Annotated in this window: 21 protein-coding genes; 3 read left to right on the forward strand and 18 right to left on the reverse strand. The window is 41.1% G+C overall.

Translation table 11 applies throughout. The features are described from left to right. The first annotated feature begins 185 nt into the window (after positions 1 to 185). Positions 186 to 2,717, forward strand: a complete 2,532-nt coding sequence (locus tag EIH20_RS04465) for a CAMP factor family pore-forming toxin (RefSeq protein ID WP_124058173.1) — start codon at positions 186 to 188, stop codon at positions 2,715 to 2,717. Between the two features lie 154 nt (positions 2,718 to 2,871). Here EIH20_RS04465 and EIH20_RS04470 read toward each other — a convergent pair whose 3' ends face one another. The 12 genes from EIH20_RS04470 to pth all read right to left on the reverse strand — a co-directional run bounded on the left by EIH20_RS04470 (position 2,872) and on the right by pth (position 16,983). Continuing rightward, complete coding sequence (locus EIH20_RS04470; protein WP_124058174.1) at positions 2,872 to 3,150, reverse strand: GNAT family N-acetyltransferase; 279 nt, start codon at positions 3,148 to 3,150, stop codon at positions 2,872 to 2,874. Positions 3,151 to 3,273: 123 nt separating this feature from the next. Beyond that, positions 3,274 to 4,782: a lysine--tRNA ligase gene (gene lysS, locus EIH20_RS04475; RefSeq protein WP_124058175.1), complete on the reverse strand. Its 1,509-nt coding sequence runs from the start codon at positions 4,780 to 4,782 to the stop codon at positions 3,274 to 3,276. A gap of 104 nt (positions 4,783 to 4,886) precedes the next feature. Next, the gene (gene dusB, locus EIH20_RS04480; protein ID WP_124058176.1) at positions 4,887 to 5,921 is read right to left on the reverse strand and encodes a tRNA dihydrouridine synthase DusB; all 1,035 of its coding nucleotides are present in this window, start codon (positions 5,919 to 5,921) and stop codon (positions 4,887 to 4,889) included. Between the two features lie 8 nt (positions 5,922 to 5,929). Then, the gene (hslO, locus tag EIH20_RS04485) at positions 5,930 to 6,835 is read right to left on the reverse strand and encodes an Hsp33 family molecular chaperone HslO (RefSeq protein ID WP_124058177.1); all 906 of its coding nucleotides are present in this window, start codon (positions 6,833 to 6,835) and stop codon (positions 5,930 to 5,932) included. A gap of 105 nt (positions 6,836 to 6,940) precedes the next feature. After that, on the reverse strand, positions 6,941 to 9,058 hold the full coding sequence (gene ftsH, locus EIH20_RS04490) for an ATP-dependent zinc metalloprotease FtsH (RefSeq protein ID WP_124058178.1): 2,118 nt from the start codon (positions 9,056 to 9,058) through the stop codon (positions 6,941 to 6,943). Between the two features lie 77 nt (positions 9,059 to 9,135). Beyond that, entirely contained in the window at positions 9,136 to 9,684 is a 549-nt protein-coding gene (hpt, locus tag EIH20_RS04495) for a hypoxanthine phosphoribosyltransferase (RefSeq protein ID WP_124058180.1), read from the reverse strand. A 10-nt stretch (positions 9,685 to 9,694) separates the two neighbouring features. Beyond that, entirely contained in the window at positions 9,695 to 11,212 is a 1,518-nt protein-coding gene (gene tilS, locus EIH20_RS04500; protein ID WP_124058182.1) for a tRNA lysidine(34) synthetase TilS, read from the reverse strand. A gap of 166 nt (positions 11,213 to 11,378) precedes the next feature. Then, positions 11,379 to 11,888: a S1 domain-containing RNA-binding protein gene (locus EIH20_RS04505; RefSeq protein ID WP_124058184.1), complete on the reverse strand. Its 510-nt coding sequence runs from the start codon at positions 11,886 to 11,888 to the stop codon at positions 11,379 to 11,381. Between the two features lie 66 nt (positions 11,889 to 11,954). After that, positions 11,955 to 12,377, reverse strand: a complete 423-nt coding sequence (locus EIH20_RS04510; RefSeq protein ID WP_124058186.1) for an FtsB family cell division protein — start codon at positions 12,375 to 12,377, stop codon at positions 11,955 to 11,957. Positions 12,378 to 12,472: 95 nt separating this feature from the next. Continuing rightward, positions 12,473 to 12,757 (reverse strand): RNA-binding S4 domain-containing protein, encoded by a 285-nt coding sequence (locus EIH20_RS04515; protein ID WP_124058188.1) that lies wholly within the window; start codon positions 12,755 to 12,757, stop codon positions 12,473 to 12,475. A gap of 25 nt (positions 12,758 to 12,782) precedes the next feature. Further along, positions 12,783 to 16,322: a transcription-repair coupling factor gene (mfd, locus tag EIH20_RS04520; protein WP_124058190.1), complete on the reverse strand. Its 3,540-nt coding sequence runs from the start codon at positions 16,320 to 16,322 to the stop codon at positions 12,783 to 12,785. A gap of 88 nt (positions 16,323 to 16,410) precedes the next feature. After that, on the reverse strand, positions 16,411 to 16,983 hold the full coding sequence (gene pth, locus EIH20_RS04525) for an aminoacyl-tRNA hydrolase (protein ID WP_124058192.1): 573 nt from the start codon (positions 16,981 to 16,983) through the stop codon (positions 16,411 to 16,413). 367 nt (positions 16,984 to 17,350) lie between these two features. Between pth and EIH20_RS04530 the strand changes: the two genes are divergently transcribed. After that, positions 17,351 to 18,316 (forward strand): L-lactate dehydrogenase, encoded by a 966-nt coding sequence (locus tag EIH20_RS04530; protein WP_124058194.1) that lies wholly within the window; start codon positions 17,351 to 17,353, stop codon positions 18,314 to 18,316. Between the two features lie 45 nt (positions 18,317 to 18,361). Here the strand turns inward: EIH20_RS04530 and EIH20_RS04535 are convergent, their stop codons facing one another. The 6 genes from EIH20_RS04535 to EIH20_RS04560 form a co-directional block, all read right to left on the reverse strand. Next, positions 18,362 to 18,598 (reverse strand): Veg family protein, encoded by a 237-nt coding sequence (locus EIH20_RS04535; RefSeq protein ID WP_124058196.1) that lies wholly within the window; start codon positions 18,596 to 18,598, stop codon positions 18,362 to 18,364. Positions 18,599 to 18,687: 89 nt separating this feature from the next. Further along, positions 18,688 to 19,581, reverse strand: a complete 894-nt coding sequence (rsmA, locus tag EIH20_RS04540) for a 16S rRNA (adenine(1518)-N(6)/adenine(1519)-N(6))-dimethyltransferase RsmA (protein WP_124058198.1) — start codon at positions 19,579 to 19,581, stop codon at positions 18,688 to 18,690. A 3-nt stretch (positions 19,582 to 19,584) separates the two neighbouring features. Then, complete coding sequence (gene rnmV / locus EIH20_RS04545; RefSeq protein WP_124058200.1) at positions 19,585 to 20,157, reverse strand: ribonuclease M5; 573 nt, start codon at positions 20,155 to 20,157, stop codon at positions 19,585 to 19,587. A 2-nt stretch (positions 20,158 to 20,159) separates the two neighbouring features. Continuing rightward, positions 20,160 to 20,933: a TatD family hydrolase gene (locus tag EIH20_RS04550; RefSeq protein WP_124058202.1), complete on the reverse strand. Its 774-nt coding sequence runs from the start codon at positions 20,931 to 20,933 to the stop codon at positions 20,160 to 20,162. A gap of 81 nt (positions 20,934 to 21,014) precedes the next feature. Continuing rightward, positions 21,015 to 23,051 carry a methionine--tRNA ligase gene (metG, locus tag EIH20_RS04555; protein WP_124058204.1) on the reverse strand — a complete coding sequence of 679 codons (2,037 nt, stop codon included), beginning with the start codon at positions 23,049 to 23,051 and terminating at the stop codon, positions 21,015 to 21,017. Positions 23,052 to 23,196: 145 nt separating this feature from the next. Beyond that, positions 23,197 to 24,579 (reverse strand): C40 family peptidase, encoded by a 1,383-nt coding sequence (locus EIH20_RS04560; protein ID WP_124058206.1) that lies wholly within the window; start codon positions 24,577 to 24,579, stop codon positions 23,197 to 23,199. Between the two features lie 364 nt (positions 24,580 to 24,943). Here EIH20_RS04560 and tyrS point away from each other — a divergent pair, with 364 nt between their 5' ends. Then, positions 24,944 to 26,212 (forward strand): tyrosine--tRNA ligase, encoded by a 1,269-nt coding sequence (gene tyrS / locus EIH20_RS04565; protein ID WP_124058362.1) that lies wholly within the window; start codon positions 24,944 to 24,946, stop codon positions 26,210 to 26,212. Positions 26,213 to 26,240: the final 28 nt, after the last annotated feature.

The raw sequence follows: 26,240 nt of genomic DNA on the forward strand, positions 1-26,240 counted from the left end.
ATTTTATCAAATTAAAAACTTAAACAGGACCCAATTTATTGTCATTTTGTATTAGTCTTTCAAAATCTTTATAAATTAAAAACTTTTCCAACTATTCTCTTAAAATTATTGAAAGCCCTTTATTGACTAAAAAAACCTTTTAAATATAATAAAAAGTAACAATTACTTTTTATGGAGGAGTTTAGATGAAAAAGTTTCCCTTAGTTCTCTCGTGTTCGTTACTTTTAGCTCAAGTTGCTACACCAGTAGCCAGCCAAGCGGTTTGGGCGGCTGAAGCTCCCCCAATTGTTCAACCTGCAAATTCTACTGCAGATCTTACTCAGGCTCTTAACAAGTTACAACAACAAAAAAGCCATTTAGCAGCATTAGGTTATACTCCGCTCGGTTTTAAATATGAAGACACTATTAATCAGAGCTTCAACATCATCGAAACCCTAATTTCAGACGCTACCGCCATCACTAAAGGCGAAGGTATCGACCCTAGCACAATCTACGCTTTAAATTCAATTGGCCCACGCTTGATTGCCATGACAGAAGTTATCGAGGCCATAGATTTCTGCGTAAATCATTTAGATAAAAAAGTCGTCGAAGCCCATAACATCATGGGTTTAAAAGTAACCCATCTCGTATACACTCTCTTAAATCCTTTAGCTTCTAATGACCGGTTAGAACAACGGATTAGCGAATTACAAGAAATGAAAAAAGTGGCTCAACTTCTTCCTGATTTAAGTCCTGAAGATACCGCTACCATCTACGCAAAAGCTAAACTAGATCGTACTATTTGGCAAACCCGCTTTACCCGAGATAAAAAAATTCTCGGCCAACTCCCAGCTGATGTATATCACGCTTTAAACAAAGCCATTACTAAAGCGGTAGGCATCCAATTAGATCCTACTTCAACAATGGCAGAAATAGACGCAGCCGTAGCTGAACTCGACCAACATTTAAGCCAAGCGCTCCAAGGTCATGTTGTTCAAGTAGAAAAACGGGATCGATCAGCCTACATTGCTAGTAAAATAAATCGTTTGCAACAAAAAGAAACTCAACTTGAGCACCTTAAATTAATTGCTAAAGGTGGTAACTACCAAGATATCATCGAACGTACTCTCAAACTCGTAGAGAAGGTTAAAGATCAAACAGTTGCCGAACCTGGTAGCTCAAGCAATAAAGTTCCACTTAAAGTTGAGACAATTGGTAGTCGTATTGAAGCCTTAGTCACCATCATTGACAGTATTGTCTTCGCTTCTACCGAAGCCACTAACAAAGTCAACGATGCTCATAAACAAATCGGTTACACCATTACCAAAGCCTTGATTGCCTTATCCGATCCTTTCGCCTCTCAAGCTAGCATCGATAAACATGTTCAACGCTTAATCGACTTAAAAACAGAAATCAAAGATTACCCTGATTTAAAAGCTGAAGATATTGCGACCATTTATGTCAAAGCCAAATTAGATAACGCTATTTGGAATACTCGCTTCTTACGCGATCAAAAAGTGCTAGGTAAGCAAAGTGCCGATAAATACCATGCCCTTAACGCCGCGATTACTCATGCCGTTGGTATTCAACTGAATCCGAAAACAACGGTGGCTGAGATTGATTTGGCAGTTAAAGAATTACAAACAGCCTTGGAAACTAGCTTAGGTCACCCAGTTGATTCCATCGTTTCGAAAGATTTAGTACTACCCGATATTGTTAAAGACAAGCTAATCGTGAATAACAAAGAAACATTACAAAGTGAAAAGGAACGCCTCACGACTCTAGCTAATAAAGTTCATCATAAGAAATATGACCAAGCCCTCAAAGAAGCCTTCAAATTAATTGATTTATTAGGTGGCGAAATTGATAAAGTCAAAGAAGTAGATACCCTCTACCCAATCGGCTCGATTGGTTCAAGAATGGCGGCACTTAAAACGGTCATTGATTCAATTGATTATGCCACGAACGAATTAAGAAACAAGGATGTGTCTATCCACAAAGATTATGGTTTCTCCATCACTCGGGCTCTGATCGCTTTATCCGATCCTCACACTGGTAACGATAAAATCCAACAGCGGATAAAAGAGTTAGAACAATTAAAACAAACAGCTGCCCAAACACCTGATTTAAATCTTAATTCACGGGCTAATTTATATGTTAAAGCAGACTTAACCGATTTAATGTGGCAAACACGTCTACGTCGCGACCGCGAAGTCCTCGGCAAAAACCCTGAACACTATCGGGCAATTAATGCTGCTCTCCTTGAAGCTAGCCGAATCAAAGCCAATCCAAATTCAACAGTTAAAGATGTTTACCTGACAATGGAAACCTTAGAACAACTCTTTGCTCCAACAAAAATTGAAGCAAATGAACCTACTCTAACGACTGAACTAAGCCAACCAAATGATGGCCACAATGTTCCAGAAGTTGAATACAATGACCCTGCAGCTCAACAAAATCACACACAAGTATCAAATGAAGCCACAACCACGACAAACCCTATCCTAGAAGAAACAAGCACCCAGACAACTCAAATTACTAGCGAGGAAGTCACCCAAATGAAGCCAACGCTAGCGGATCCAGCTGCCGATGAAGAGGAATCTTCCCATACTACAGAGCAGACCACAGTCGCGTCTGACGCCAAAACAGTGTCACCGACTATCTCTTTAGATTCTCAAAACAATAGTACCGACTTAAACTCTGCAAATCCTGATTCAAACCCTCACAGTCAAAACTAGTTTCAAACTTTCGCTATAAATAAAGCTTGGTTGTTCACTAGACGGTCATTGGCCAAAATAATTAACCCCCATCCCTACGATCTAATTAATCGTAGAGATGGGGGTTTTCTAGTTGAGTCATTACTTTAGCTAAATTAACCGATACTTTTCAGTCTCATGCTTCAATCGCCGCATATTTTTCCGGCTGTTCTCGAAATTTCTTAACTACATATGAACACTCTGCTTTTATTTTCCAACTATTTTCCTGAGCCAAAGCAACTAGTTCCCCTAACAACTTTCCAGCTACACCTTGCCCCCGTAAAGATTCCGCAACGTAGGTGTGATTAGCCGCGATTACCTTGGGATCTGTTGTCGGCAAATAGGTGATTTCTGCATCCATTTGACCCGCTTGATCATAGTGTCGAATAGCTCTCTCTTCGCGAACAAATTCCATAAAATCGCCTCCTTATTATTGGCTATATTATATCAAACAGCCACACAAATAGTATGCAAATGAACTGAATTACGTACAAAAAAATTCGCGAGAGTAGCCGAGCTACTCTCGCGAACAAGTCGTTTAGTTATTACGTAAAGTTGGGAATAAAAGCACATCACGGATGGCTTGTGAATCAGTTAAAAGCATTACTAAACGGTCAATACCAATACCAATACCACCGGTTGGAGGTAAACCATATTCTAAGGCTTCGATAAAATCATCATCCATTGGATGGGCTTCATCATTACCGCCATCTTTCTCTTCAAGTTGTGCTTCAAAACGTTCGCGTTGGTCAATCGGATCGGTTAATTCAGTAAAGGCGTTCGCATATTCGTTACCCATAATGAACAATTCAAAACGATCGGTAAAGCGAGGATCTTCTTCATTCTTACGAGCAAGCGGTGAAACTTCAACCGGATGTCCATAAACGAAAGTTGGTTGGATGCAACGCTCTTCACAGAACTCTTCAAAGAAATTATTGATAATATGGCCAACCCCTGTATCATGGCTAGACACTTCAACGTTATGTTGTTCAGCTAAAGCTTTAGCTTCTTCGAAAGTCATTTCTTGCCAGAAATCAACACCAGTTGCTTCTTTGATCATATCAACCATATGAAGACGTGCCCATGGTTTGCCTAATTCAATATCCGTACCGGCATAGTTGACTGTTGTCCGACCTAAGACACGCTCAGCCACCGTCCGAATAGTATTTTCAACTAAATCCATACAATCTTGGTACATCGTATATGCAGTATAGATTTCAATTGTCGTAAATTCAGGGTTATGCGTTGTATCAACCCCTTCATTCCGGAAGACGCGACCCAATTCATACACTTTTTCAAAACCACCTACAACTAAGCGTTTTAAATGAAGTTCTGTCGCAATACGCAAGTATAATTCCATATCTAATGCATTGTGGTGAGTAATGAATGGCCGAGCCGCAGCACCACCAGCAATGTTATGCAAGACAGGTGTTTCCACTTCTAAATAGCCTTGATCATCAAGATAACGGCGAATTTCGCGAACAATCTTCGAACGTAAAATAAAACGTTGACGGCTGTCTTCATTCGCGATCAAATCAAGATAACGTTGGCGATAACGTTGCTCTGTATTAGTCAATCCATGATATTTATCTGGAAGCGGTCTTAGCGCCTTAGTGAGTGGATAGAATTCAGTTGCATGGATGGAAATTTCGCCAGTGTTTGTACGGAAAACATAACCTTTTACACCAACAATATCGCCTAAGTCAGCTATTTTAAACCAAGGATAGCTTTCTTCACCAACACCATCTTGACGCACATAGACTTGGATCTTTCCAGCCATATCTAACAAATGAGCGAAACCAGCTTTACCCTTAACCCGTTTAGATACGATACGACCAGCTACCGCTACGTACACCTTATCTTGAGTCTCAAATTCTTCTTTGCTGACATGTTCATACGCGCTCATAATCTCCGCTGAGATATGGGTTCTTTCGAAGCCTGAGGCAAACGGATTAACATTTGCTTGGGCCATTTGGTGCATCTTCTCACGACGAACCAATAATTGATCGTTAAGTTCTAATTGTTCATCTACTTGATGGTCTGCCATCTTCTTCCACTCCTTTATCAATATTACTTTTTTCATTCTAACCGATATTCAGACACTTGTCATGGTCTGGAAACGTTTTTTTAATCAATGTGATTAATTTATCATTAATCCTCATCGTGATTTGAATCTAATTGAGCTTTCCGAGCTTCTTCCTTAGCCATGCGTTCTTCCGTCAATTCAACAAATTCACGCAACATTTGTTTCACTTCTTGAGGATTTTCTGTCTCGTTGATTGCTACTTTGACTTTTGAAGATCGCGGAATTCCCTTCAAATAATAATGGGCTTGCGTTCTAAATTCGCGAGCAGCGGTTTTCTCACCTTTAAGATTAACTAGACGATCCAAGTGGTCTATCGCGGTATCAATCTTTTCCCGCGGAGTCATCGGCGGTAATAATTCACCTGTCTCCACATAGTGAACCATCTGCTTGATCACCCAAGGATTACCTAAGGCTGCTCGGCCCACCATCACACCATCAACACCAGTAGTATCCAAAAGATGTTTTGCTTGTTCCGGCGTTCGAACATCACCATTTCCCACAAATGGAATGGTTTTTAATTCCTTCTTCACTTGCGCCAAAATATCCCAATTTGCTTGTCCTTCATACATTTGTACTCGAGTCCGGCCATGCATGGCAACCATCGAAGCGCCCGCTCGTTCAGCTGCTAAGGCATTTTCAATCGCATAGAGATGTTGCTCATCCCAGCCTGTTCGCATTTTAACGGTAACCGGCTTATCAACCGCATCGACAACGGAAGCTACCATCTCATAGACTTTGTTAGGATCCAATAACCAACGGGCACCTGCCTCAGCCTTAATTACTTTATTAACGGGACAGCCCATGTTAATGTCAATGATGGCACAATCTGTATGAGTCGCTACATATTTAGCAGCTTCTACCAATGTATCTTTATTCCCTCCCATAATTTGAATACTTAGAGGGTACTCATTTTCATCGATATGGAGCATGCTCAAGGTTTTTTCATTACGAAACTGGATACCTTTGTCCGATATCATTTCACAGACGACCAAGCCCGCACCGAATTGTTTAACAATGGTCCTAAAGGCCGCATTGGAGACGCCCGCCATCGGCGCTACGACGATTGGGTTATTAATCTGTATATCACCAATTTTAAACATAGGACCTCCTATTCTTCACTTGCTTCTGTCCGTTGTTGATCAATCTCAGCAACTAGTTGACTTAGTTCGTCCTCACTAAAGGTAAAGCGATCACCACAGAAATGGCAGACTACTTCTGCTCCGTGGTCTTCATCAATCATGGCTTGGATTTCTTCCTTACCAATTGACCGAATTCCTTTCGCAAATCGTTCTTTATCACATGGGCAATGGAAGCTAACAGGAATTTCTTCTAACACTTGCGCATTTCCTGGACCAACTAAGAGATCAAGCAATTCTTCTAATGTTTTTTGTGATTCAAGCAAATCAGAGAAGCGTCCCAATTCCTTAATTCGAGCCTCTAATAAGTCGACTAATAGGTCGTCAGCTCCTGGCATCATTTGAAGCATAAAGCCGCCAGCCGCGGCTACACTTTCATCCGCATTGACTAAGACACTTAGGCCAATCGCAGATGGGGTCTGTTCAGAAACAGCCATATAATAAGTAAAATCCTCAGCCAATTCACCCGACACAAGAGGAACTTGACCAGCAAAAGGTTCGCCGCTTCCCATATGTTTGCGCACAACTAGACTTCCTGGCAAGCCCACTGCGCCAGCTACATCAAGTTTGCCTTGACTATTCAATTCTAAAGCAACTTTAGGATTATTGACAAAGCCGCGAACGTTACCTTGACTGTCACCATCTGTCACAATACGTCCTAGGGGACCTGAACCAATGACTTCAACTGAAACCCGCTCTTGCCCTTTTAAATTTGCGGCCAATAAAGCGGTCGCAGCCAAGCTTCTACCTAAAGCCGCTGTCGCTGTGTGCCAAGTTTGATGTCTTTCTTTAGCTTCTTGCACCGTTTGTTTTGCATCCAAAACAAAAACGCGCACCTGCCCATCAAAAGCTAAGGCTTTAATTAATCGATCGGTCATTTTCTTCCTCCTTTTTTTCCTATAAAAAAGCGAACAGAACCCCCAAGGGGCTATTCAATGTAATAGTCCAGAGGGTTCTTGTTCGACAACTTTGCTTCTACATGCTTAAACTCTATCTTGTCCATCTTCTTGGCTGATAACCGGTTTGCCATCTTCTAAGGCTTGACGCACTTTTGATTCAGCTTGTTCCGATTCGAAACTTGCTGTTTGATCATGATCTGAATGCACTTGATCTTCAGATTGTTGAGCTTTTTCTTTAGCTTCTTGGAAATCATCCGGTTGTTCAAGTGGTTCTTGATCATGCTCTGCTTTTTCTGGCATTTGACCTGTTTCAAACAAAGCTTTAATTTGAGCTTTATCAAGCGTTTCGACTTCAAGTAATTTTTCAGCAATAACATTTAATTGCTGACGGTGTTCAGTAATAATACGATGCGCTTCGTCATGGGCTTCTTTCATCATGCGGCGAACTTCTAGATCGATTTCATAGGCTATTTGATCAGAATAAGCCGGAGATTGACCATAATCGCGACCGATGAAGACTTTATGATTGCCTTCAAATTGAATGGTTCCAAGCTTATCTGACATACCATATTCGGTAATCATTGACCGCACAATACGTGTAGCTTGCTCAAAGTCATTGCTAGCGCCTGTTGATTGAGAATTAAAGACAATCTCTTCTGCCACCCGTCCACCGAGTAAACCAACCACTTGTTGGTAAAGCTCTTCTTTGGTCACGATAAATTGATCTTCCTTAGGTAGCATAATGGCATAACCGCCTGCGCGACCGCGAGGAACAATCGTCACTTTGTGAACGATGCGGGCATCATTCAAGACCATACCAATTACGGTATGCCCCGCTTCATGGTAAGCCACTGTCCGCAATTGTTTCTCTGATCGTTCCCGATCTTTCTTAGCTGGACCTGCAATCACTCGATCATGAGCTTCGTCTAAATCATCCGGCATAATTTCAGTATGATTTTGCCGAGCGGCGACTAAAGCGGCCTCATTAAGCAAGTTTTCCAAGTCAGCCCCAGAAAAGCCTGGGGTTTGTTGAGCAATAGTCTTCAAATCAATAAGCGGTGAAATCTTTTTGTTGCGGGCGTGAACAGCTAAAACAGCTTCACGTCCTTTAACATCCGGATTACCTACTAAAATTTGACGGTCAAAACGACCTGGACGTAACAAGGCTGGATCTAAGACATCAGATCGGTTAGTAGCCGCGATCACAATCACGCCTTCATTACCTTCAAACCCATCCATTTCAACCAAGAGTTGGTTCAAGGTTTGTTCCCGTTCATCGTGACCACCGCCCATACCGGTTCCCCGTTGGCGTCCCACCGCATCAATTTCATCAATAAATATAATCGCTGGCGCGTTCTTTTTAGCATTTTCGAATAAGTCACGAACCCGGCTAGCACCGACACCGACAAACATCTCCACAAATTCCGAACCAGAGATACTATAAAATGGCACGCCGGCTTCACCAGCTACCGCTTTTGCTAACAAGGTTTTACCCGTTCCTGGAGGCCCTTCTAAAAGAACACCCGCTGGTATCCGCGCACCTAGTTTAGTAAAGCGTTTAGGGTCTTTTAAAAATTCAACCACTTCAACTAATTCTTGCTTCTCTTCTTCAGCACCGGCTACATCGGTAAAGCGTACTTTAACTTTTTGTTTAGACACATCTTTGGTCTTGGATTTACCAAAATTCAAGACATTTTTACCACCACCAGGTCCACCGCCTTGAAACATTGAGAACATCATCATGGTAGCTGGAATCATCAAAAGCAATAACGGTAAGGACATCAAAATGTCCATCAAATTAGAACGACCTTCGCTTTGGAATTTGACTTCTTTAGCTTTTGCCAATTCTGTAATTTCCTTAACCGTATTGTCGTTGTCCAATACTTTGGCTGAGAAACGATTCAAGGCTTTTGAGCCATTGAACATCGAGATAAAATCTTCGCTTTCTTGTTTCTTTACCTTGCCATTAGCAAATTCCCCGTTAATGAGGTAGATACCATCGGCTTTTTGGATTTCAAATGATTTAATTTTCCCTTGATCTAATTGAGTCATGAACTCAGAGGAAGTCAACTCTTTCGTTGATCCAGAACCTGTCACGCCGTTGCCAGCGAACAATTGAAAAAGTCCCGCTAGGGCAAAAAAAGCCACTAGATAAAACAGGGTACTTCTAAAGAAATTTTTATTTGGATTTGGTTTATTCATTCAGTCTATCTCCTTCTTACCAACTAAGTCAGTCAAATCTTTGCCATCATAGCACAGTTGCTGAATATGTGGTAGCTTTATGCCTCTTGGTAAATAGCGGGTTTTAAGACACCGATATAAGGCAAATTACGGTACCGTTGTTTGAAGTCAAGGCCATATCCGACCACAAATTCATTTGGAATATCCAAACCAACATAGTCAGGTTTCACTTCAGCAATTTCCCGACGTTCAGGTTTATCTAATAAAGTACAGATTCTCACCGAAGCAGCTTTACGATGTTCTAATAGGCCAACAATATAATGTAAGGTCCGTCCTGTATCGATGATGTCTTCAACAATTAAAATGTGTTTGCCCTCAACAGATGAATTTAAATCCTTAAGGATCTTCACTTCACCACTAGATTGGGTAGCATCTCCATAAGAAGACACATCCATAAAGTCAATCGTGACATAAGCATCAATATGACGGACTAAGTCAGCCATAAATACGGCAGCCCCTCTTAAAATACCGATAACCAAGATGTCTTTACCTTCATAATCAGCGGTAATATCTTGGCCTAATCGGCTCAAAGCTTGATCAATTTCTTCCTTAGAAACTAAGACGCGTTCAATATCTTTTTCTAACATAATCTTCTCCTTATCCTTCGAGTGGTAAACGGTTATTTAACAGCCCTTCAAATGTTTTAGTATCAGCTTGATCATAGTCGTTTTGATAAAGAAATACATGAGTTATTGTATCAGTTTGTATGTCACGATACAATTGAGAAATCACTTTAGGAATGCACCAAATAATCTGATCATTCGCATCACATAACAACCAAGTTTGTGTCCGCTCATCGCGTGGAATCTTGGCATCAATCATAATACGATTAATCTTTTTATGATAGGCTTGCCCTTGGCGAATACCTAATCGCATCTTATCCCCTTGTTGGCGATGACGCAAATAGAAACCCTTTATTTTTCGTTCATCAACCAAATTAACCGCTAACTTACCCGTGGCCTCTTTCATCATCTTACCCGTAATCTGGCTACGTTCAAACAATCCCAAGCGTTCATGATCACTAAGAACTAACCAAGTATTAACTTGTTCAATCGGCAACATCACCTGATCTGCTAGCTTGGCTTGCGAGGCCATTGGCATAATCCGCAAATAATCATATTGGCGAATCGCTACCCAGTCGGACCCTAAGGAAATCCGTGCATTCGGATCCCAATGATTCTTCATCAGCTGTTCCACACTCTCCACCGTTTCTTTGGCATATGTGGGCAAATCATTGATGAGGCGCTCTTCAAAGAAAATAGATAGATAGGTCTTTAATTTGGCTTCCGGCAAAGCTAGAAAATTCGGAATATATAAAATCCACCCTTGAATTTGTTGCGAATACATTAACAGATTCGGTTCCATTTGTAAATAGTCAGCAAAATGCGTTTGATAGGAATGCTGTAATTGTTCTTGAATACCTAGAATGTTCTGTAAAAATTGGGGATTCTCTGCTTCCATCCAAGGAATCATCTGATGACGAATACGATTACGAAAATGTTTATCAGTATGATTTGACGCATCCTCAGCAAAAGGCACCTTATAATCTTGTGCGTAAGCATAGAGTTTGTCCTTAGGTATTTGAACTAAAGGCCGCAACATTTGTGTAAAGACAACCTGTTTATCCTCCGTCGTCAAAATACGTTCGTAGGATGATTGAATACCTTGACTTCCCTTTAGCGAGGTCCCACGGATCATCCGCATCAAGAAGGTCTCAGCGACATCATTCAAATGATGAGCTGTCATAAGCACCTGGGCTTGACTCGCTTTCAACACATTAGCAAAAAAAGTATAACGAGCTTGTCGAGCTAAAGCTTCCGTATTCGTCTGGCTCGGTTCTTTCCAAGTTTGACTATAGTAGATACAGCCACATGCTAAAGCATAGTCCTTCACCATTTGTGCTTCTGCCGTACTTTCAAGGCGTAATTGATGATTGAAATGAGCGACAATCAGTTCTTTATGCTGATAATCTTTCAATTGGACGATTTGATGCATCAAATGCAAAAGCACCATGGAATCAACCCCACCTGATACAGCCAAAACAATCTTATCTGCTTCATCAAAGGCTGGCCATTTTTGCAATTGATTCTTAACACGTCGCAACAATTCTTCCATCTTCCATCCCTCGTTTCCCCATCATCCGCTGAGTGCGGCAAAGCTTCCCAACATATTATAACAATCTTCCCCAAATTTGGGTACCAACTTTAGTCGCAAGTAGGAAGCAACCACTAAGCAAAAGAAAAAGCAACCGCTTCTTAGCAGTTGCCTCTATGTTAATCTTTTAATTGCGACGGCCACCACGGCCACCACGTTTGCCTTCCGTATTACGACGCAAAGAAGATAAACGATCCTCACTATCTTTAAGGAAGCCGCTCATCATCGCATCAAAGTCAGACAAGGGCTTAGAACCAGCCGCGTTCCGATTATTATCTGGACGATGGCTCGGACGATTAAAAGGCTTGCGTGGCGCATCATCATCGTCTTTATCTTTGCGGAACTGATTACCACGGTCACGCGGTGTAAATGAACGTTGTGGAGCCGCTTGTTGTTGTGCTTTATCGACAGCTTGACGTAAAGATAAGGAAATTTTGCCATCAGGTGCAATGGTTAGGACTTTAACCTCAACTTCTTGGCCCACTGTCAAAACACTATTGATATCTTTGATATACCCATCTGAAATTTCACTAATATGAATCAACCCTGTCTTACCTTCTGGTAATTCCACAAAGGCGCCGAAATTAGTGATTCCTGTAACCTTACCCGCAACCTTCTGACCGACTTCAATTGACATAAAAAACTAGTTCCTCCTTAAAAAATCAGTGGCAAAGCCACCCTATATAAGACTTATACAGTAAGTCTAATTTTGTTGGTTAAAGATACTGTTTTGATCTTGGTCTTGACCTAAATCAAAAATAATTTCGCCTTCTTTAGAATAATAATAATCACGACGAGCAATCTCTGCTAAATAAGAAGGATCCTTAAGTCGTTGAAGTTCATCTGCCACTTCTTTATTCTGTTGAATGGCGACTTTGTTCGCTGCTTTTGCTGCTTCCAATTTGGTATTTTGGCTCACAGACTGCGCTAAAGTATTAATTAAGGGAACGCCGGTTATCAGAACTGCCACGACTCCCAGTAGAGCAATCCGCTTCGTTGCATTAAAAGAGCGGGTTTTAGGCGACGAAGTCATGCTCAGTTTGGTCCCCATCTGACCTGATCGCGCTTGATTTAATTGAATGATATTTGGTCTTGCTTGTTGCGACCGTTTTTGATTTGTTGGCATCTTCGCTCACCTCTTTTCTAATTGAGTATATCAATAATCTAGTTAAATTTCTATGTTAAAGTACATAAACTTATTTAAATATTCCCGCTACATAGTTAGTCTAGCAAGGAGTCTTCACTTTGATTAGCTATCCGTTCCTCTTTAATGAGCTCATATAGTTCAAGGGCCTGATCCTTCTTAGTCGTTTCTTTCAAATCATTAACCCGTACAGTCACCAAGCGGTTACCGAACCGAATCGTCAATTCATCACCAATTTTTACATCGGTCGATGATTTAGCTACTTTACCATTAATGGTAATTCGTCCTTGGTCTGCCACTTCTTTAGCTACACTACGACGTTTAATCAAACGCGATATTTTTAAAAATTTATCTAAACGCATTATTCTTCCTCCTTTTGTATGTGATTCACTCCACTGCTTGGCCCTTCTCAACCAATTGGGCCGCTCTCTGCGCTAGCTTGTGCAAAGCCGACAACCACTGATAAGATTTTTTGCCTTGGATTAAGAAACGAACTTGTAAGTTGTCTTGATCCATTTGCACCTCAGCTTTAAGTGGGATGTCTTGCATGGCTTCAAAAATCTTCGGTCCCATTAATGCCTTACTCGCTACGGAATTAAAGGAAATAATTAGCCATGGATTTTGTTGCTTAATCTGGGTCATCCCCGCTTTAGAACCAAAGTAACGGATGAGCCCCACTTCCAAGAGGTCAGCCACTTGATCCGGAAATTCCCCAAATCGATCAATTAACTGATCTTGGAGCTGACGATAGGCTTCTTCTGAATCCAATTGTTGGATTGACTTATAAATGGCTATTTTTTGGCGGCCATCTTCAATATAGTCAGACGGCAAATAGGCATCGATCGCTAAATCAATTTCCAAATCAGAACTCGCTACATTCCCAACTGGCGATTTCTTGCCACGTTTAAGATCAACAGCTTCTTTCAACATTTGTGAATACATATCAAAACCAACAGAATCAATAAAACCACTCTGCTGTTTACCGAGTAAGTTACCTGCTCCACGAATGGATAAGTCTCGCATGGCAATCTTAAAGCCTGAACCCAACTCAGTAAATTCTTTAATAGCTTGAAGACGTTTCTCTGAGACTTCACTTAATTGTTTAAATGGTTCGTAAAGCAGATAAGCATAGGCCACCCGATGGGTCCGGCCAACCCGTCCCCGCAATTGATAAAGGGTAGATAAGCCCATCCGATCAGCATCTTCAATAAATAATGTATTCGCGTTAGGGATATCAACCCCGGTCTCAATAATAGTCGTGGTAACTAGAACATCATAGGCGCCTTGGATAAAGTCAATCAAAACTGTTTCTAATTCCGCTTCGGACATCTGCCCGTGAGCGACAGCTACGCGTGCATCGGGAACCAAATCATGAATTTCTAGTGCCCGCTGATCAATCGTAGCAACACGATTGTAAAGGTAAAACACTTGGCCTCCGCGAGCCATCTCTCTTTCGATTGCCGTTTTGATTGCCCCGTCATTACGTTCCATTACATAGGTTTGCACTGGAAAACGGTTGTTTGGCGGCGTTTCAATTAAAGATAGGTCACGGACACCGATCATAGACATATGTAAGGTCCTCGGAATCGGGGTAGCCGTTAGCGTTAAGACATCAACTTGAGCTTTTAATTGTTTCAAACGTTCTTTGTGTTTAACACCAAAGCGTTGCTCCTCGTCGACAATCAACAGACCTAAATCAAGGAAGTGGACATCTTTTGAAAGTAAGCGATGCGTGCCGACAACGATGGCACATTGGCCGGAAGCCAAGCCCTTCAAAGTTTCTTGTTGGCTGGTTTTACTAGCAAAGCGTGATAAGAGCCCAATTTCAAACGGATAGTCAGCAAACCGTTGCACCAATGAATTATAGTGTTGCTGAGCCAAAATAGTCGTAGGTACCAAAAAGGCCACTTGCTTGCCATCCATCACAGCTTTAAAAATCGCCCGCATCGCCACTTCGGTCTTACCATAACCCACATCTCCCACTAATAAGCGGTCCATTGGCCGAATTTTTTCCATATCCGCCTTAATTTCTTGGGTCGAGCGCAATTGATCGGGTGTCTCAACGTAAGCAAATGCTTGTTCAAATTCAGCTTGTTCAGGCGTATCTGGACCAAAAGCATAACCTTGTTCCTGCTCTCGTTGTGCATAGAGCGCAATGAGTTCATCAGCAATGTCTTCAACTTTAGCCGCCACTTTCTGCTTAGTTTTTACCCAGTCCGTGCCACCCAGTTTGTTGATTTTAGGAGTCCGTGATTCAGACGAAACATACTTCTGCAGCAGATGTATTTGGTCGACCGGAATCAGAACACGAGCCTTATTTTGATATTCAATAGCTAACAAATCCTTATGAATCCCATTGATTTCCAAGGTGTCCATGCCCGTATAGAGCCCGATTCCATGATTCACATGGACCACATAGTCACCCACAGTCAATTCATTGTAGGATTTAATTCGTTCAGCATTCGATAGATTTTGCGGTCGAACATGGCGCTTCTTCAGTTGGTTAAAGAGTTCTCGTTCAGTTAAGACAACCCATTTAGCGAGGGGCAGTTCAAACCCATTAGTCAAGGTCAACTGACTAATGTTGATCCTACCTTTCATAATATCGGTCGCTTGTTCCACCAAATACCCCATCATTCCATACTCTTCAAAACGAGCTTGGGTCTTTTGAGCTTGCTTAGCTGATGAGGCCAAAACTTGGATGGTATAACCTTGCTTAATCCAATGATCAACTTCGGTTTTGACCAACGGCATTTGATTAAAGAAAGGGTTCATCGAGCGATATTGAAAAGCGTGAACTGCCGCAAAAGTGAGATTACCCAAACCTCGGTGCATTACTGAAAAATGCAATTTAGGCAAGTCTGATTGGCGGATCAGTTCGATACAATTATGGTGCACCGCAACATTAGGTAGGATAGTCCCTTTTACAATCTCTTGTTCAAGCCAATACTGATCCTCTTGGGCTAATTGATGCTCTTGCGCCACAATTTTACCGTATTCCATCAGCACCAAACAGGCGGATGGCTGAGCATAATCCAATAACGACGCTGGTTTTGATTGGTTGAAACGGAAAAAGGCTGGCGCATATTTCAGGGGCTGTCCCGCCTTTAGTTGCGCCAACTGGTCGACCATCGCACGCTTAATTTGTTGAGCCAGTTCTTGATCTTGCATTCGTTGGGTTACTTGTTCTAATTTTGTTTCTAATTTTGGTAGCAAGGCTTGTTGCTCTTCTAAAGTAAAGAGCAGATCCGTAGCCGGAGCCAACACAACACGATCTCGATTCTCAATTGATTCTTGTGTTTGCGCATCAAATAGACGGATGGAATCCAGTTCAGTATCAAAGAAGTCTAAACGAATGGGATGCGGTTGATTGAGTGGATAGAAATCAACTATCGAACCTCGAATACTGTATTCGCCTGGACTCTGAACCATAGGTTGGTGATGGTAGCCAAAGTTATGAAGTTGGCGTTCAAGTTGTTGGCGATCCATTTCCTGACCTAGCTCTAATGTTTGAACTTGCTGCTGCCATTGCTCAGGTGGATTGAGTTGTTTACGCAAAGCAGCTGGTGAACAAATGATAATGCAGGCTTCTTGATTAAGTAAAGCCACTAGACACTCTAACCGCTGAGCGAGTGAATCAAAGGAAGCATAGGAATATTCTAAAGCTAAGGCTTCCTCAACTGGAAATTCCAACACTTTAACGTTTGGTAGGAGTTGTTGTAAGTCTTCACATAATTGGCTTAAATGAGTGGCCACCGGTTCAACCACGATCATTTGTTGCGGTTGTTCTTGGTAGAGCTGAGCTAATAAGACAGCCCGTGCACTATCATCTAGACCCGTCACCAAATGGGGCAAGTCTTGCCCGCTATTTTTTTTCAGTTGTTGTACGACTGGATCAAAGGGTGCATTAAAGATTGTGGCTAGCATGTTGGCAGCCTCCTTTACTTAATTAGTTCTAACAATAGCCATAGGAAGAAGGGACTCAGTTTCCTGACCCCCTTATCGGCGCTTTGACTTAGGCTTTACGTTGATTATAGCGATTCATCACATCAATAAAATCATGTCCCTGCAACCAATATTCAACAGCATCAGCGGCTAGCTGATTTGCTTGATCAATCAAGGGACGCTGATCAGCTGAAAAAGGGGCCAAGACATGGTCAACCACTTTCCAACCACCACTAGGGCGTCCAATCCCAACTCGGATGCGATTAAAATCTTGACTTCCTAACATTTGGATAATAGATTTAATCCCATTGTGACCACCAGCCGAACCGGTTTGTCGCAAACGAATACGGCCAGGTTCCAAATCTAAATCATCGTAAACAACTAATATGTCTTCCATAGCAACATGATAATAAGACATCAGTGGTAAGAGGGCCTCTCCCGATAGATTCATATAGGTATAAGGTTTAACAAATAGCACCTTTTCTTGCCCTATATGAGCAACCGTATAATCCGCTCGAAACTTCTGATCGGTCATCTTCAAATGATGACGTTCTAAAAGTTGATCCACCACATCAAAACCAATATTATGCCGAGTGCCCGCATATTTTTCGCCAGGGTTTCCTAGACCAATAATTAATTTCATTCTTTCTCACCCAAATACATGTATTTTCTTGCCTTGGTCTGCTTATTATAGCATAAGTTTACGCAAATGCCTTCCTTGATTCTCTCAATCATCATCAAGCAGTAGAACTGTTCAATTCTAGCTTTATCAAACGGCCAAGTATATAAGAGACACTTTTCTTGCAATATCCTAGCAAAAGTTCTATTAATTACTTGTAGACCTTACTATCTCTTGTATTTTTCATCGTGCAGTCACATAATCTGTTACAACCAAATCATATAACTGTTATATTATTTAGGATTATTCTCTTTAAAACAGAACAAAACTGTATATTTTATTTTAAGTAACCCTATGTTATAATTAGAATATACCCTAAGGAGGACTTGCTATGAACCCCAAAAAAGAAATGTCAACTCACAAAATTATTTTAGTTGGCGATGGCGCAGTCGGATCGAGTTTCGCATTTGCATTAGTCACTCAAAATGTTGGTCGCGAGTTAGGTATTATTGATATTAATAAAGATAAAACTGTCGGCGATGCCTTGGATTTAGCAAGTGCTCTCGCCTTCAACTCACCCAAGAAAATTTACGCTGCTGAATACTCTGATTGTCACGATGCAGACATTGTCGTATTAACAGCTGGGGCCGCTCAAAAGCCTGGCGAAACACGCTTAGATTTAGTCCATAAAAACCTCAAAATCTATCAAGGTATCATTAGTCAAATCGTTGAATCTGGCTTCGATGGTATCTTCTTGGTAGCGGCGAATCCTGTTGATATTTTAACTTATGCCACATGGAAATTCTCTGGCTTCCCTAAAGAACGGGTCATCGGATCAGGAACATCACTTGATACTGCCCGCTTCAAACAAGAAATCGCTCAATTAGTCGGCGTAGACGCTCGTAATGTGCATGGTTACATCTTAGGCGAACATGGCGATACTGAATTCCCAGTCTGGTCTCATGCCAACATCGGGGGCTTACAAATTTACGAATGGGTTAAAAAGAACCACACAGACGAACAAGCTTTAGTCGAAGTCTTCTTCAAAGTGCGCGATGCAGCCTATGAAATCATTGCTAAAAAAGGAGCAACTTATTATGGAATAGCTGCTGCCTTAGCACGTATTTGCACAGCTATTCTCAATGATGAAAAAGCCATCTTTCCTTTATCCGTCTATTTAGACGGTGAATATGATCAGGCTGATATTTTTATTGGTTGTCCAGCCGTCATCGGTAGTCAAGGTATTGAAAAGGTTATTGAAATACCTTTAAATGACTCAGAAAAAGAAAAAATGGCCCTTTCTGCTAACACTTTAAGAAAAGTGATTGAAGAAGGTTTTGCCCAATTAGAAAAATAAATTTAATTCACACAAAAAGAGAGCCAAAAAATTTGGCTCTCTTTTTTATTTAACAAATTCTAAACGAATCGAGTTCGTTAAGACATCTCGATAACTATAGGAAACACGATCAAACGCATTTTCATCTTGATCTAAATCAACAACAAAAACAGAGCGATAGGTTTCTCGAAGAACGCCACGGCGTTCTTTTTTCTTTTTGCGACCCATTTGAACCGTTACGACAATCTCTTCACCAAGCTTATCATCTAAAATAGACTTGATTTCTACCAAATCTTTCGGCATGTGCCTCACCTCACAGGGTAAGTATATCACAAATTTATAAAATAATCAATGTTATCACAGAGCTCGCTTATGTGCAAGAAAAAAATAATTTAATTTACTAATGAATTTTGCTGTTGATATAGTTGGAATAAATGGGCAAATTCATGAATGGATAACGTTTCTGCTCGTCGCACTGGTTCTATTCCCGTTTGGTCAAATAATTCTTGTAATCGATCAACCGAATAGTCTGAGTTTACCAAGGCTGTTTTTAAATTATTCCATAAGGTTTTACGCCGTTGTTGAAAAGCTACTTGTACAAAGGATTGAAAAGCTAAAGGATCCGATACATGTACCAAAGGAGATTGACGTCGGGTCAAGACCAAAACAGCTGAATCAACGTTTGGCTTAGGTATGAAGACATTCTTAGGCACAATAAAATCAATCTTAGCTTCCATATTTTGCTGAATGGCAATAGTTAAGGAATTATAGGCTTTAGTACCCACCTGAGCCGTCATTCGCTCAGCGACTTCTTTTTGCATCATCATGACTAAACGGTCAAAAGGCAAGCCGCTTTCAATTAAATGCATAATAATCGGGGTTGTAATATAGTAAGGCAAGTTAGCTACTACCACCAAACGAGACACCTGTCTCAGCCAAGTCAACTCATCGGCAGCAAAATTCACTTTGAGAATATCTTGAGGAATAATTTGGACGTTATCGTAATCGGCTAGCGTTTCACCCAAGATTGAAACAAAGCGTTGATCAATCTCAAAAGCAAGCACCCGTTCAGCATAATGAGCCAGATACTGGGTTAAAGCTCCGATACCCGGACCTATTTCAATAACGGTCGTTGTTTGATCAATCTGTCCAGCCTGAATCATCTTCTCCAACATGCGAGGTTCAATGAGAAAGTTTTGCCCTAGACTTTTCTTCATCTTAATATCATACCGTTTCATGATATCAACTGTCCGTGTAGGTGTAGCAATAGGACGAAATTCTGTCATGGTTTATTCCTCCTTTTCCAAAATAGCTTGAATTTGTTCAAGCCGAATCTGATATTGCGCCAAACGCTTCTGTAACTGCTTGCCATTTACATAGCCAAGATGAAGTTCTTTGGCAATAAGTTGGCGACGAAGGTTGGCCTGAGGATGGCCAATCAAGCCTAATTGAACCAGTTGATGGAGCGGAATCCACTCCATTTGTTCTTGCGAGCTTGGCGTCATAACCTCAGCTAATGCTTGACGAATCGTCTCAGGGGTAGCGTGTTCTACTCCTAAACTAGCTTTGCGCTGTGTCGAACGAGCAAGCTCTGGTTCAATAAAAGCATGCTTGGCTTGAGGCACAAGCTGACTCAGTAGGTTACGCAATCGTTGACCTTGATAATCAGGGTCAGTCAGGATAATAAATTCATAGTCAGCAGCTAAAGCTTTAATTTCGGCTTGGACTTTGCGGCTTAAAGCAGAGCCACCTGTTTCAATCGTTTTAACTTGGGGACCAAAGGTCTCAATTAAACGTTTCGTATCATCGCGTCCTTCGACAATAATAATTTCGCGGGGAACATCCTTTATGTCATATGTCATGCTCAAGGTCTCCAATTAAATAATTTAAAAGCATTGTCCGTGGTCACCTTAGCCAAGGTTTCATAGTCAACTCCTTTGACTCGAGCCAATTCCTCAGCTACTAAACGCACATATTGAGGTTGGTTTTCTTTGCCTCGATAAGGAACCGGGGTCAAATAAGGGGCATCAGTCTCAACCAACAAGCGATCCATCGGGACGACACTTGCTGCTTGGCGTACTTCTTCCGCTTTTTTAAAGGTCAATACTCCCGAAAAAGAAATATGCATACCTAAATCCAGAAATTGCTTGGCTTCTTCGGCATTTCCACCAAAGCTGTGCATGATTCCACCTGCTTGAGGAAGCCCCTCCTCTTTCAATATACGGTAGCAATCCTCAGTTGCTTCACGATTGTGAATGGTAATCGGTAAATTTAATTCCTTAGCTATGCCAATCTGCCGACGGAAAACTTGATCTTGTTTAGATTTGGACGCCGTATCCCAATAATAATCAAGACCAATTTCACCCAACATTTGCACTTTTGGTGCTTGTAGCCATTCATATAACTTAGTTTCGATTTCCGGTGTATAAGATTCCGCTTCGGTTGGATGCCAACCTACCACTGAAATGACATTGGCAAATTGTTGACTCAACTGCAAACTTTTTTCAATGGTGTCTTGATCAAAACCCACCACCGCTAGATAAGCAACATCTTGAGCGAGTGCTGCTTCAACTATTTCAACTTCGCGTCCGACAAATTGCTGGGCATTTAAGTGTGTATGTGTATCAAATAAGGGCATATCATCGCGTCCTTTCTTATTGATAAAACACCCTCAAGTCTTCAGTGGACTTGAGGATGTGTGATAGCTTAATATTCTGGATTAGCCTAACAAAGCACCCACTTGAACAGCATCATCTACAAAAACCAAGGAAAGTTGACCTTCATGTTCAGCAGATAAGATCATACCTTGACTGATATAACCCATCATCTTTCGCGGCGTTAAGTTGGCGACAATGGCCACTTTACGACCTACCAAGGCTGCATAATCTGGATAGTGTTTAGCAATACCCGATAAAATTTGACGATGACCTTGATCACCCGCATCCAAACGGAAGCGCAATAATTTATTAGAACCCGGAACCGGTTGACAATCGATAATTTGAGCGACTTTCATTTCTACTTTCACGAAATCATCAAAAGTAATAGACTGATCATTTGACCGAACTAATTGAACCTCTTCAGGGTGCCATTCAGGGTCATCAACTGATTGATTTTGACTTTGAACTTCTTTTGGTTTCATCGCTTCTTGGATATACGTCACTTCCACTTCAACATCTAAACGCGGAAAAATCGGACTACCTTTAGCAATGACTTGCGCTCCTTCTGGTAATTGACCCCAAGTTAATTGCGTTAAATCGCGTTCCAACTCGTTATCTAGACCTAATTGGTGGAAAATCTGGCTCGGCGCTTGGGTCATGAACGGTCTATATAAGTGAGCAGCTATACGCAAGACTTCAGCTAAATGATACATGACCGAATCAAGTTGACCTTTTTTACTGTCATCTTTAGCCAAAACCCACGGACTCGTTTCATCAATATATTTATTAGCCCGCGATACCATTTGCATAGCATGCTCCAAAGCCAATGAAAACTGAAGTTGATCCATAGCTTGATGATAGGCTTGAATCGTTTGGTTGGCAAAGGACTCTAGGCTAGCATCAACCTCATTTAACTTAGCTGAGTCTAAATTAGTAGGGATGTGTCCTTGACAATATTTATTCATCATAGCCACAGTCCGATTCAATAAGTTACCTAAGTCATTGGCTAATTCTGTGTTAATCCGGCTGACAAAGTCTTCTGGAGTGAAGATAGCGTCATTGCCCTGACTTAATTCTCTTAAGAGGTAATAACGAGTAGCATCCAAACCATAACGCTCAATAAGCATATCGGGATAAACGACATTTCCTTTAGATTTAGACATTTTGCCGTCTTTCATTAATAACCAACCATGGGCAAAGATTTTCTTAGGCAAAGGCAAATCGAGCGCCATTAACATCGTCGGCCAGTAAATCATATGGAAGCGGGAAATATCCTTACCAATTACATGGACATCCGCTGGCCAAAACTTATCAAAATTGCCAGTCTCGTTCGAACCATAGCCTAATGCTGTGATGTAATTAACCAATGCATCAATCCATACGTAGACAACATGTTTAGGATTGGATTTCACTGGTACCCCCCAACTAAAAGTGGTTCGTGAAACAGCCAAATCTTCCAAACCTGGTTTGATGAAATTATTTACCATTTCCGCTTTACGATAGTTAGGCACAATGAAATCTGGATGGCTTTCATAGTAGGCTAATAAGCGGTCAGCATACTTAGACATTCTAAAGAAATAAGACTCTTCTTTGACTAACTTCACTTCATGACCTGACGGAGCTTTACCACCTATCACTTTCCCATCTGCATCGCGATAGACTTCAGCCAATTGACTCTCGGTAAAATACTCTTCATCATTAACGGAGTACCAGCCAGAATATTCACCTAAATAAATATCATCTTGAGCTAATAGACGTTCAAAAATTGCTTGAACAGCCGTTTCATGATAGTCATCAGTTGTCCGAATAAAATGATCATATTGAATATCCAGAGATTGCCAAAGGGCTTTAATCGAATCCGCCATTCCATCCACATAAGCCTGCGGCGTCATGTCTAAGCCACGAGCCTTCATTTCAATTTTTTGTCCGTGTTCATCGGTTCCAGTTACGTAGAACACATCAAAACCCATGAGTCTCTTATAACGCGCCATTGCGTCACAGGCTAAGGTCGAATAAGAATTACCAATATGCAGCTTGCCACTTGGGTAGTAAATCGGTGTTGAAATATAAAAAGTTGGTTTTTTTACTTGATCGGTCACGAATGAGTGCCTCCTTCAAAATTCTGATGGTCCTAGTATACCACAAAGTCCTAATAATAAGTCTATTAGGTCGGTAATTCTTTGCCTTTTAAGACAAAGAAAAAACAGGTTACCCGTGGGTAACCTGCCTTACTTTAAATAACTATTAGTTTGGACGAACTGCAAAGTCAGGAGCAAACCATTCAGTTGTTGAATATTTAACTGATTCACCTGGTTGTGGAGCGTGGATATAACGTCCATTACCTGCTGCAATAGCTACGTGGTATGAAGAACCTGGTGTACCCCAGAAGTATAAGTCCCCAGCTTTAGCATCAGCTACGTTAATACGTGAACCTGATGACTCTTGAGGAACAGTCCAACCACCTAAATCTTTACCGTAAGCTTGTTTATAAACATAGTTTACTAAACCAGAACAGTCAAAACCACTTGGATTTTTTCCGCCCCATACGTATGGAGTTCCTAAGTATTGTTCAGCTGTTTTGATTACGTCACCGTAATTAGAAGATGTGCTAGCTTTTGGAGCTGGAGCTTTCTTCACTGGTTTTGGCGCTTGAGTAGTAACAGGTGCTGCGGTCGTAGCTACTTCCGTTTGAGCAACTGTTGCAGCAGTTGTTTGACCAGCTTCTGTTACAACTTCAGTTGAAGATGCTTGACTTGTTTCTTCAACAGCCACAGTTGTTGTTTGACCATTTTGTTCAGTTTGTGTTTCAGATGCTGCTTGACTTTCTTGTGAAGCAACTTCTTGTTCGCTAGTTGCAGCTTGTGCTTCGGCAGCGGCTTGCGCTTCTGCGGCAGCTTGTGCTTGAGCAGCAGCTTCAGCAGCCATACGAGCTTGTTCAGCTTCAAAGGCTTGTTTTTCAGCGATTAACGCATCACGACTGCTAGCTGCTAATGAAATATCATTAGCTAATTGGTTATAGGCTGCTTCTGCATTCGCCGCTTGAACTTCTAAGTCACCTTTAATCGCTTCAAGTTCACCTAATTTAGCTACTTTAGCTTGTTTAGTTTCTTCTACTTCAGCTTGTTTAGCTACTACAGCTTTTTTATCTTCTTTTTGAGTAGTGATTAAATCTTTGTTTGCTGTAACCATTTTACTTACAACATCCAAACGACCTACAAAATCAGAGATTGACTCAGAAGAAGCTACGAAGTTTAAGTAATCACTTGAGCCGCCATTCACTTGGACAGCACGAGCTTGATCTTCTAATAAGCTTTCGCGCTTCGCAATAAGTTCTTCTAAATCTTTAATTTGTGTTTGTAATTTTTCAATAGCTGCATCGTCTTCCGCAATTAAGCCATTTAATTGATCTGCTTGCGCATATAATTCACTGATTTGACCGTAAGCTGCTTGTAAGCCACTGTAAATTTGAGCTTGTTGTGCTGACATTGCATCGATTTGCGCTTGAGTTCCTTGAATTAATGAATCATAGTCTTGGGCAAAAGTCGCAACAGGATTTGCAACGGTGCCTAACATAATCGCTGAAGCAAACATTGTTTTAACTAAGCGTTTAGGTAATGTCTTTTTCACTGTGTTTCTCTCCCTACTGATGGTTCTTTTTCTATTTAATAATCAAATTCATAATTAGTTCAAATTTCGAATGGATTTTTAGATAAAAATCCATTGTTTTTTGACCTGAGATGATAATAGCACACTTTAAACGCATGAAGTAGCTTTTCTTCAATATGTATACGTTCTGTAACACTACTGTAAAATTTCGAAGAAATTATGACTTTTTTTGAAGCATTATTCCAAAGTCGCTTTGAATCAAGGATTATTTATTGCCTTTTTCCCGCTTGACCATTGCGCATATATGGATAAATTACTATAATTTACCTTAAGCCCCATGCTCGGGGACAAGAAACGATTAAAAGAAATGGAGTGTGAGAATACGATGTCGATTATCGATGATTTGACTTGGCGTGGTGCCATCAATCAGCAAACCGATCCCAATGGTCTAGCAAAACTTACAAGTGAAAAGGCGATTGGACTTTATTGTGGCGTCGATCCTACGGGTGACTCCATGCACATTGGCCATCTAATTCCTTTTATGGTTCTTAAACGATTTCAATTAGCTGGTCACCGCCCAGTCGTCATTATCGGGGGAGCTACCGGATCAATCGGCGATCCTTCAGGTCGAAATAGTGAACGTACTTTACAGACCATGGATGTCGTTAAAGAGAATGCCCGCAAATTGACCTTGCAAATGGAAAAACTCTTCTTAACCGGTCAAACAGACGGTAACTCTTTTACCATTGTCAATAATTACGAGTGGCTAAGCCAACTTTCCTTATTGGAATTCTTACGTGATTATGGTAAACACTTCAATGTAAATACAATGTTAAGTAAAGATATTGTGGCTAGTCGTTTGGAAGTGGGTATCTCATTTACCGAATTTACCTACCAAATTTTACAAGCCATTGATTTCCATTACTTATTTAAACACCACGATGTGCAGTTACAAGTCGGTGGTGCAGACCAATGGGGTAATATTACAGCCGGCTTGGATTTCATCCGCCGCATGGAGGGTCATGAAGCACAAGCATATGGATTAACCATTCCCTTGATGCTCAAAGCCGACGGTACTAAATTCGGCAAATCAGCAGGTGGCGCTATTTGGTTAGACCCTGAAAAAACAACACCCTATGAGTTCTACCAATTTTGGCTCAATCAACAAGACGAAGATGTAGTTAAATTCTTAAAATACTTCACTTTCTTAAGTCATGAAGAAATTGAAGCCTTGGGTCAAAGTGTCCAAGAACAGCCCCATCTTCGACTCGGTCAAAAGCGCTTAGCCGAAGAAATTACTCGTTTTGTCCACGGTCAAGCATCTTTAGATGAGGCACAAGAGATCACCCAAGCTCTCTTTACCGGCGATGTAGCCAACTTAAGTGCTAAACAAATTAAAGAAGGCTTCAAAAATATGCCTCAATTTACTGCCCCACGCCAAAATCAAAACCTAGTCATTTGGTTAACCGAAATTGGTTTGGTTCCTTCTCGTCGCCAAGCACGTGAATTTATCGCCAATGGGGCCATCTCATTAAACGGCGAAAAAATTACCGACCTCGAATTTGAGTTAAGTCCCGATATTGCAATCGGCGGCCAATATATCATTGTTCGTCGCGGAAAGAAAAATTACTATTTAGTCACCTTAAGTGACTAGCTTCTTTTCTACAACATATCAACGTATA

Origin of the sequence: Vaginisenegalia massiliensis (assembly GCF_900604935.1) — a bacterium.
Lineage (GTDB): Bacteria > Bacillota > Bacilli > Lactobacillales > Aerococcaceae > Vaginisenegalia > Vaginisenegalia massiliensis.

Excerpts from the sequence above, each read along its gene's own strand:
- EIH20_RS04535 (WP_124058196.1), bottom strand. The coding sequence starts at position 18,598 with ATGCCGAAAGATTTGGTAGAAATCAAGTCTATTTTAGATGATAAGCTT.
- EIH20_RS04550 (WP_124058202.1), bottom strand. The coding sequence starts at position 20,933 with ATGCCCTTATTTGATACACATACACACTTAAATGCCCAGCAATTTGTC.
- dusB (WP_124058176.1), bottom strand. The coding sequence starts at position 5,921 with ATGTTTAAAATTGGTGATATACAGATTAATAACCCAATCGTCGTAGCG.
- lysS (WP_124058175.1), bottom strand. The coding sequence starts at position 4,782 with ATGGCAGACCATCAAGTAGATGAACAATTAGAACTTAACGATCAATTA.
- EIH20_RS04515 (WP_124058188.1), bottom strand. The coding sequence starts at position 12,757 with ATGCGTTTAGATAAATTTTTAAAAATATCGCGTTTGATTAAACGTCGT.
- EIH20_RS04530 (WP_124058194.1), top strand. The coding sequence starts at position 17,351 with ATGAACCCCAAAAAAGAAATGTCAACTCACAAAATTATTTTAGTTGGC.
- mfd (WP_124058190.1), bottom strand. The coding sequence starts at position 16,322 with ATGCTAGCCACAATCTTTAATGCACCCTTTGATCCAGTCGTACAACAA.
- hpt (WP_124058180.1), bottom strand. The coding sequence starts at position 9,684 with ATGTTAGAAAAAGATATTGAACGCGTCTTAGTTTCTAAGGAAGAAATT.
- ftsH (WP_124058178.1), bottom strand. The coding sequence starts at position 9,058 with ATGAATAAACCAAATCCAAATAAAAATTTCTTTAGAAGTACCCTGTTT.
- hslO (WP_124058177.1), bottom strand. The coding sequence starts at position 6,835 with ATGACCGATCGATTAATTAAAGCCTTAGCTTTTGATGGGCAGGTGCGC.
- EIH20_RS04505 (WP_124058184.1), bottom strand. The coding sequence starts at position 11,888 with ATGTCAATTGAAGTCGGTCAGAAGGTTGCGGGTAAGGTTACAGGAATC.
- tilS (WP_124058182.1), bottom strand. The coding sequence starts at position 11,212 with ATGGAAGAATTGTTGCGACGTGTTAAGAATCAATTGCAAAAATGGCCA.
- pth (WP_124058192.1), bottom strand. The coding sequence starts at position 16,983 with ATGAAATTAATTATTGGTCTAGGAAACCCTGGCGAAAAATATGCGGGC.
- rsmA (WP_124058198.1), bottom strand. The coding sequence starts at position 19,581 with ATGACAGAATTTCGTCCTATTGCTACACCTACACGGACAGTTGATATC.
- EIH20_RS04470 (WP_124058174.1), bottom strand. The coding sequence starts at position 3,150 with ATGGAATTTGTTCGCGAAGAGAGAGCTATTCGACACTATGATCAAGCG.
- tyrS (WP_124058362.1), top strand. The coding sequence starts at position 24,944 with ATGTCGATTATCGATGATTTGACTTGGCGTGGTGCCATCAATCAGCAA.
- rnmV (WP_124058200.1), bottom strand. The coding sequence starts at position 20,157 with ATGACATATGACATAAAGGATGTTCCCCGCGAAATTATTATTGTCGAA.
- EIH20_RS04510 (WP_124058186.1), bottom strand. The coding sequence starts at position 12,377 with ATGCCAACAAATCAAAAACGGTCGCAACAAGCAAGACCAAATATCATT.
- EIH20_RS04465 (WP_124058173.1), top strand. The coding sequence starts at position 186 with ATGAAAAAGTTTCCCTTAGTTCTCTCGTGTTCGTTACTTTTAGCTCAA.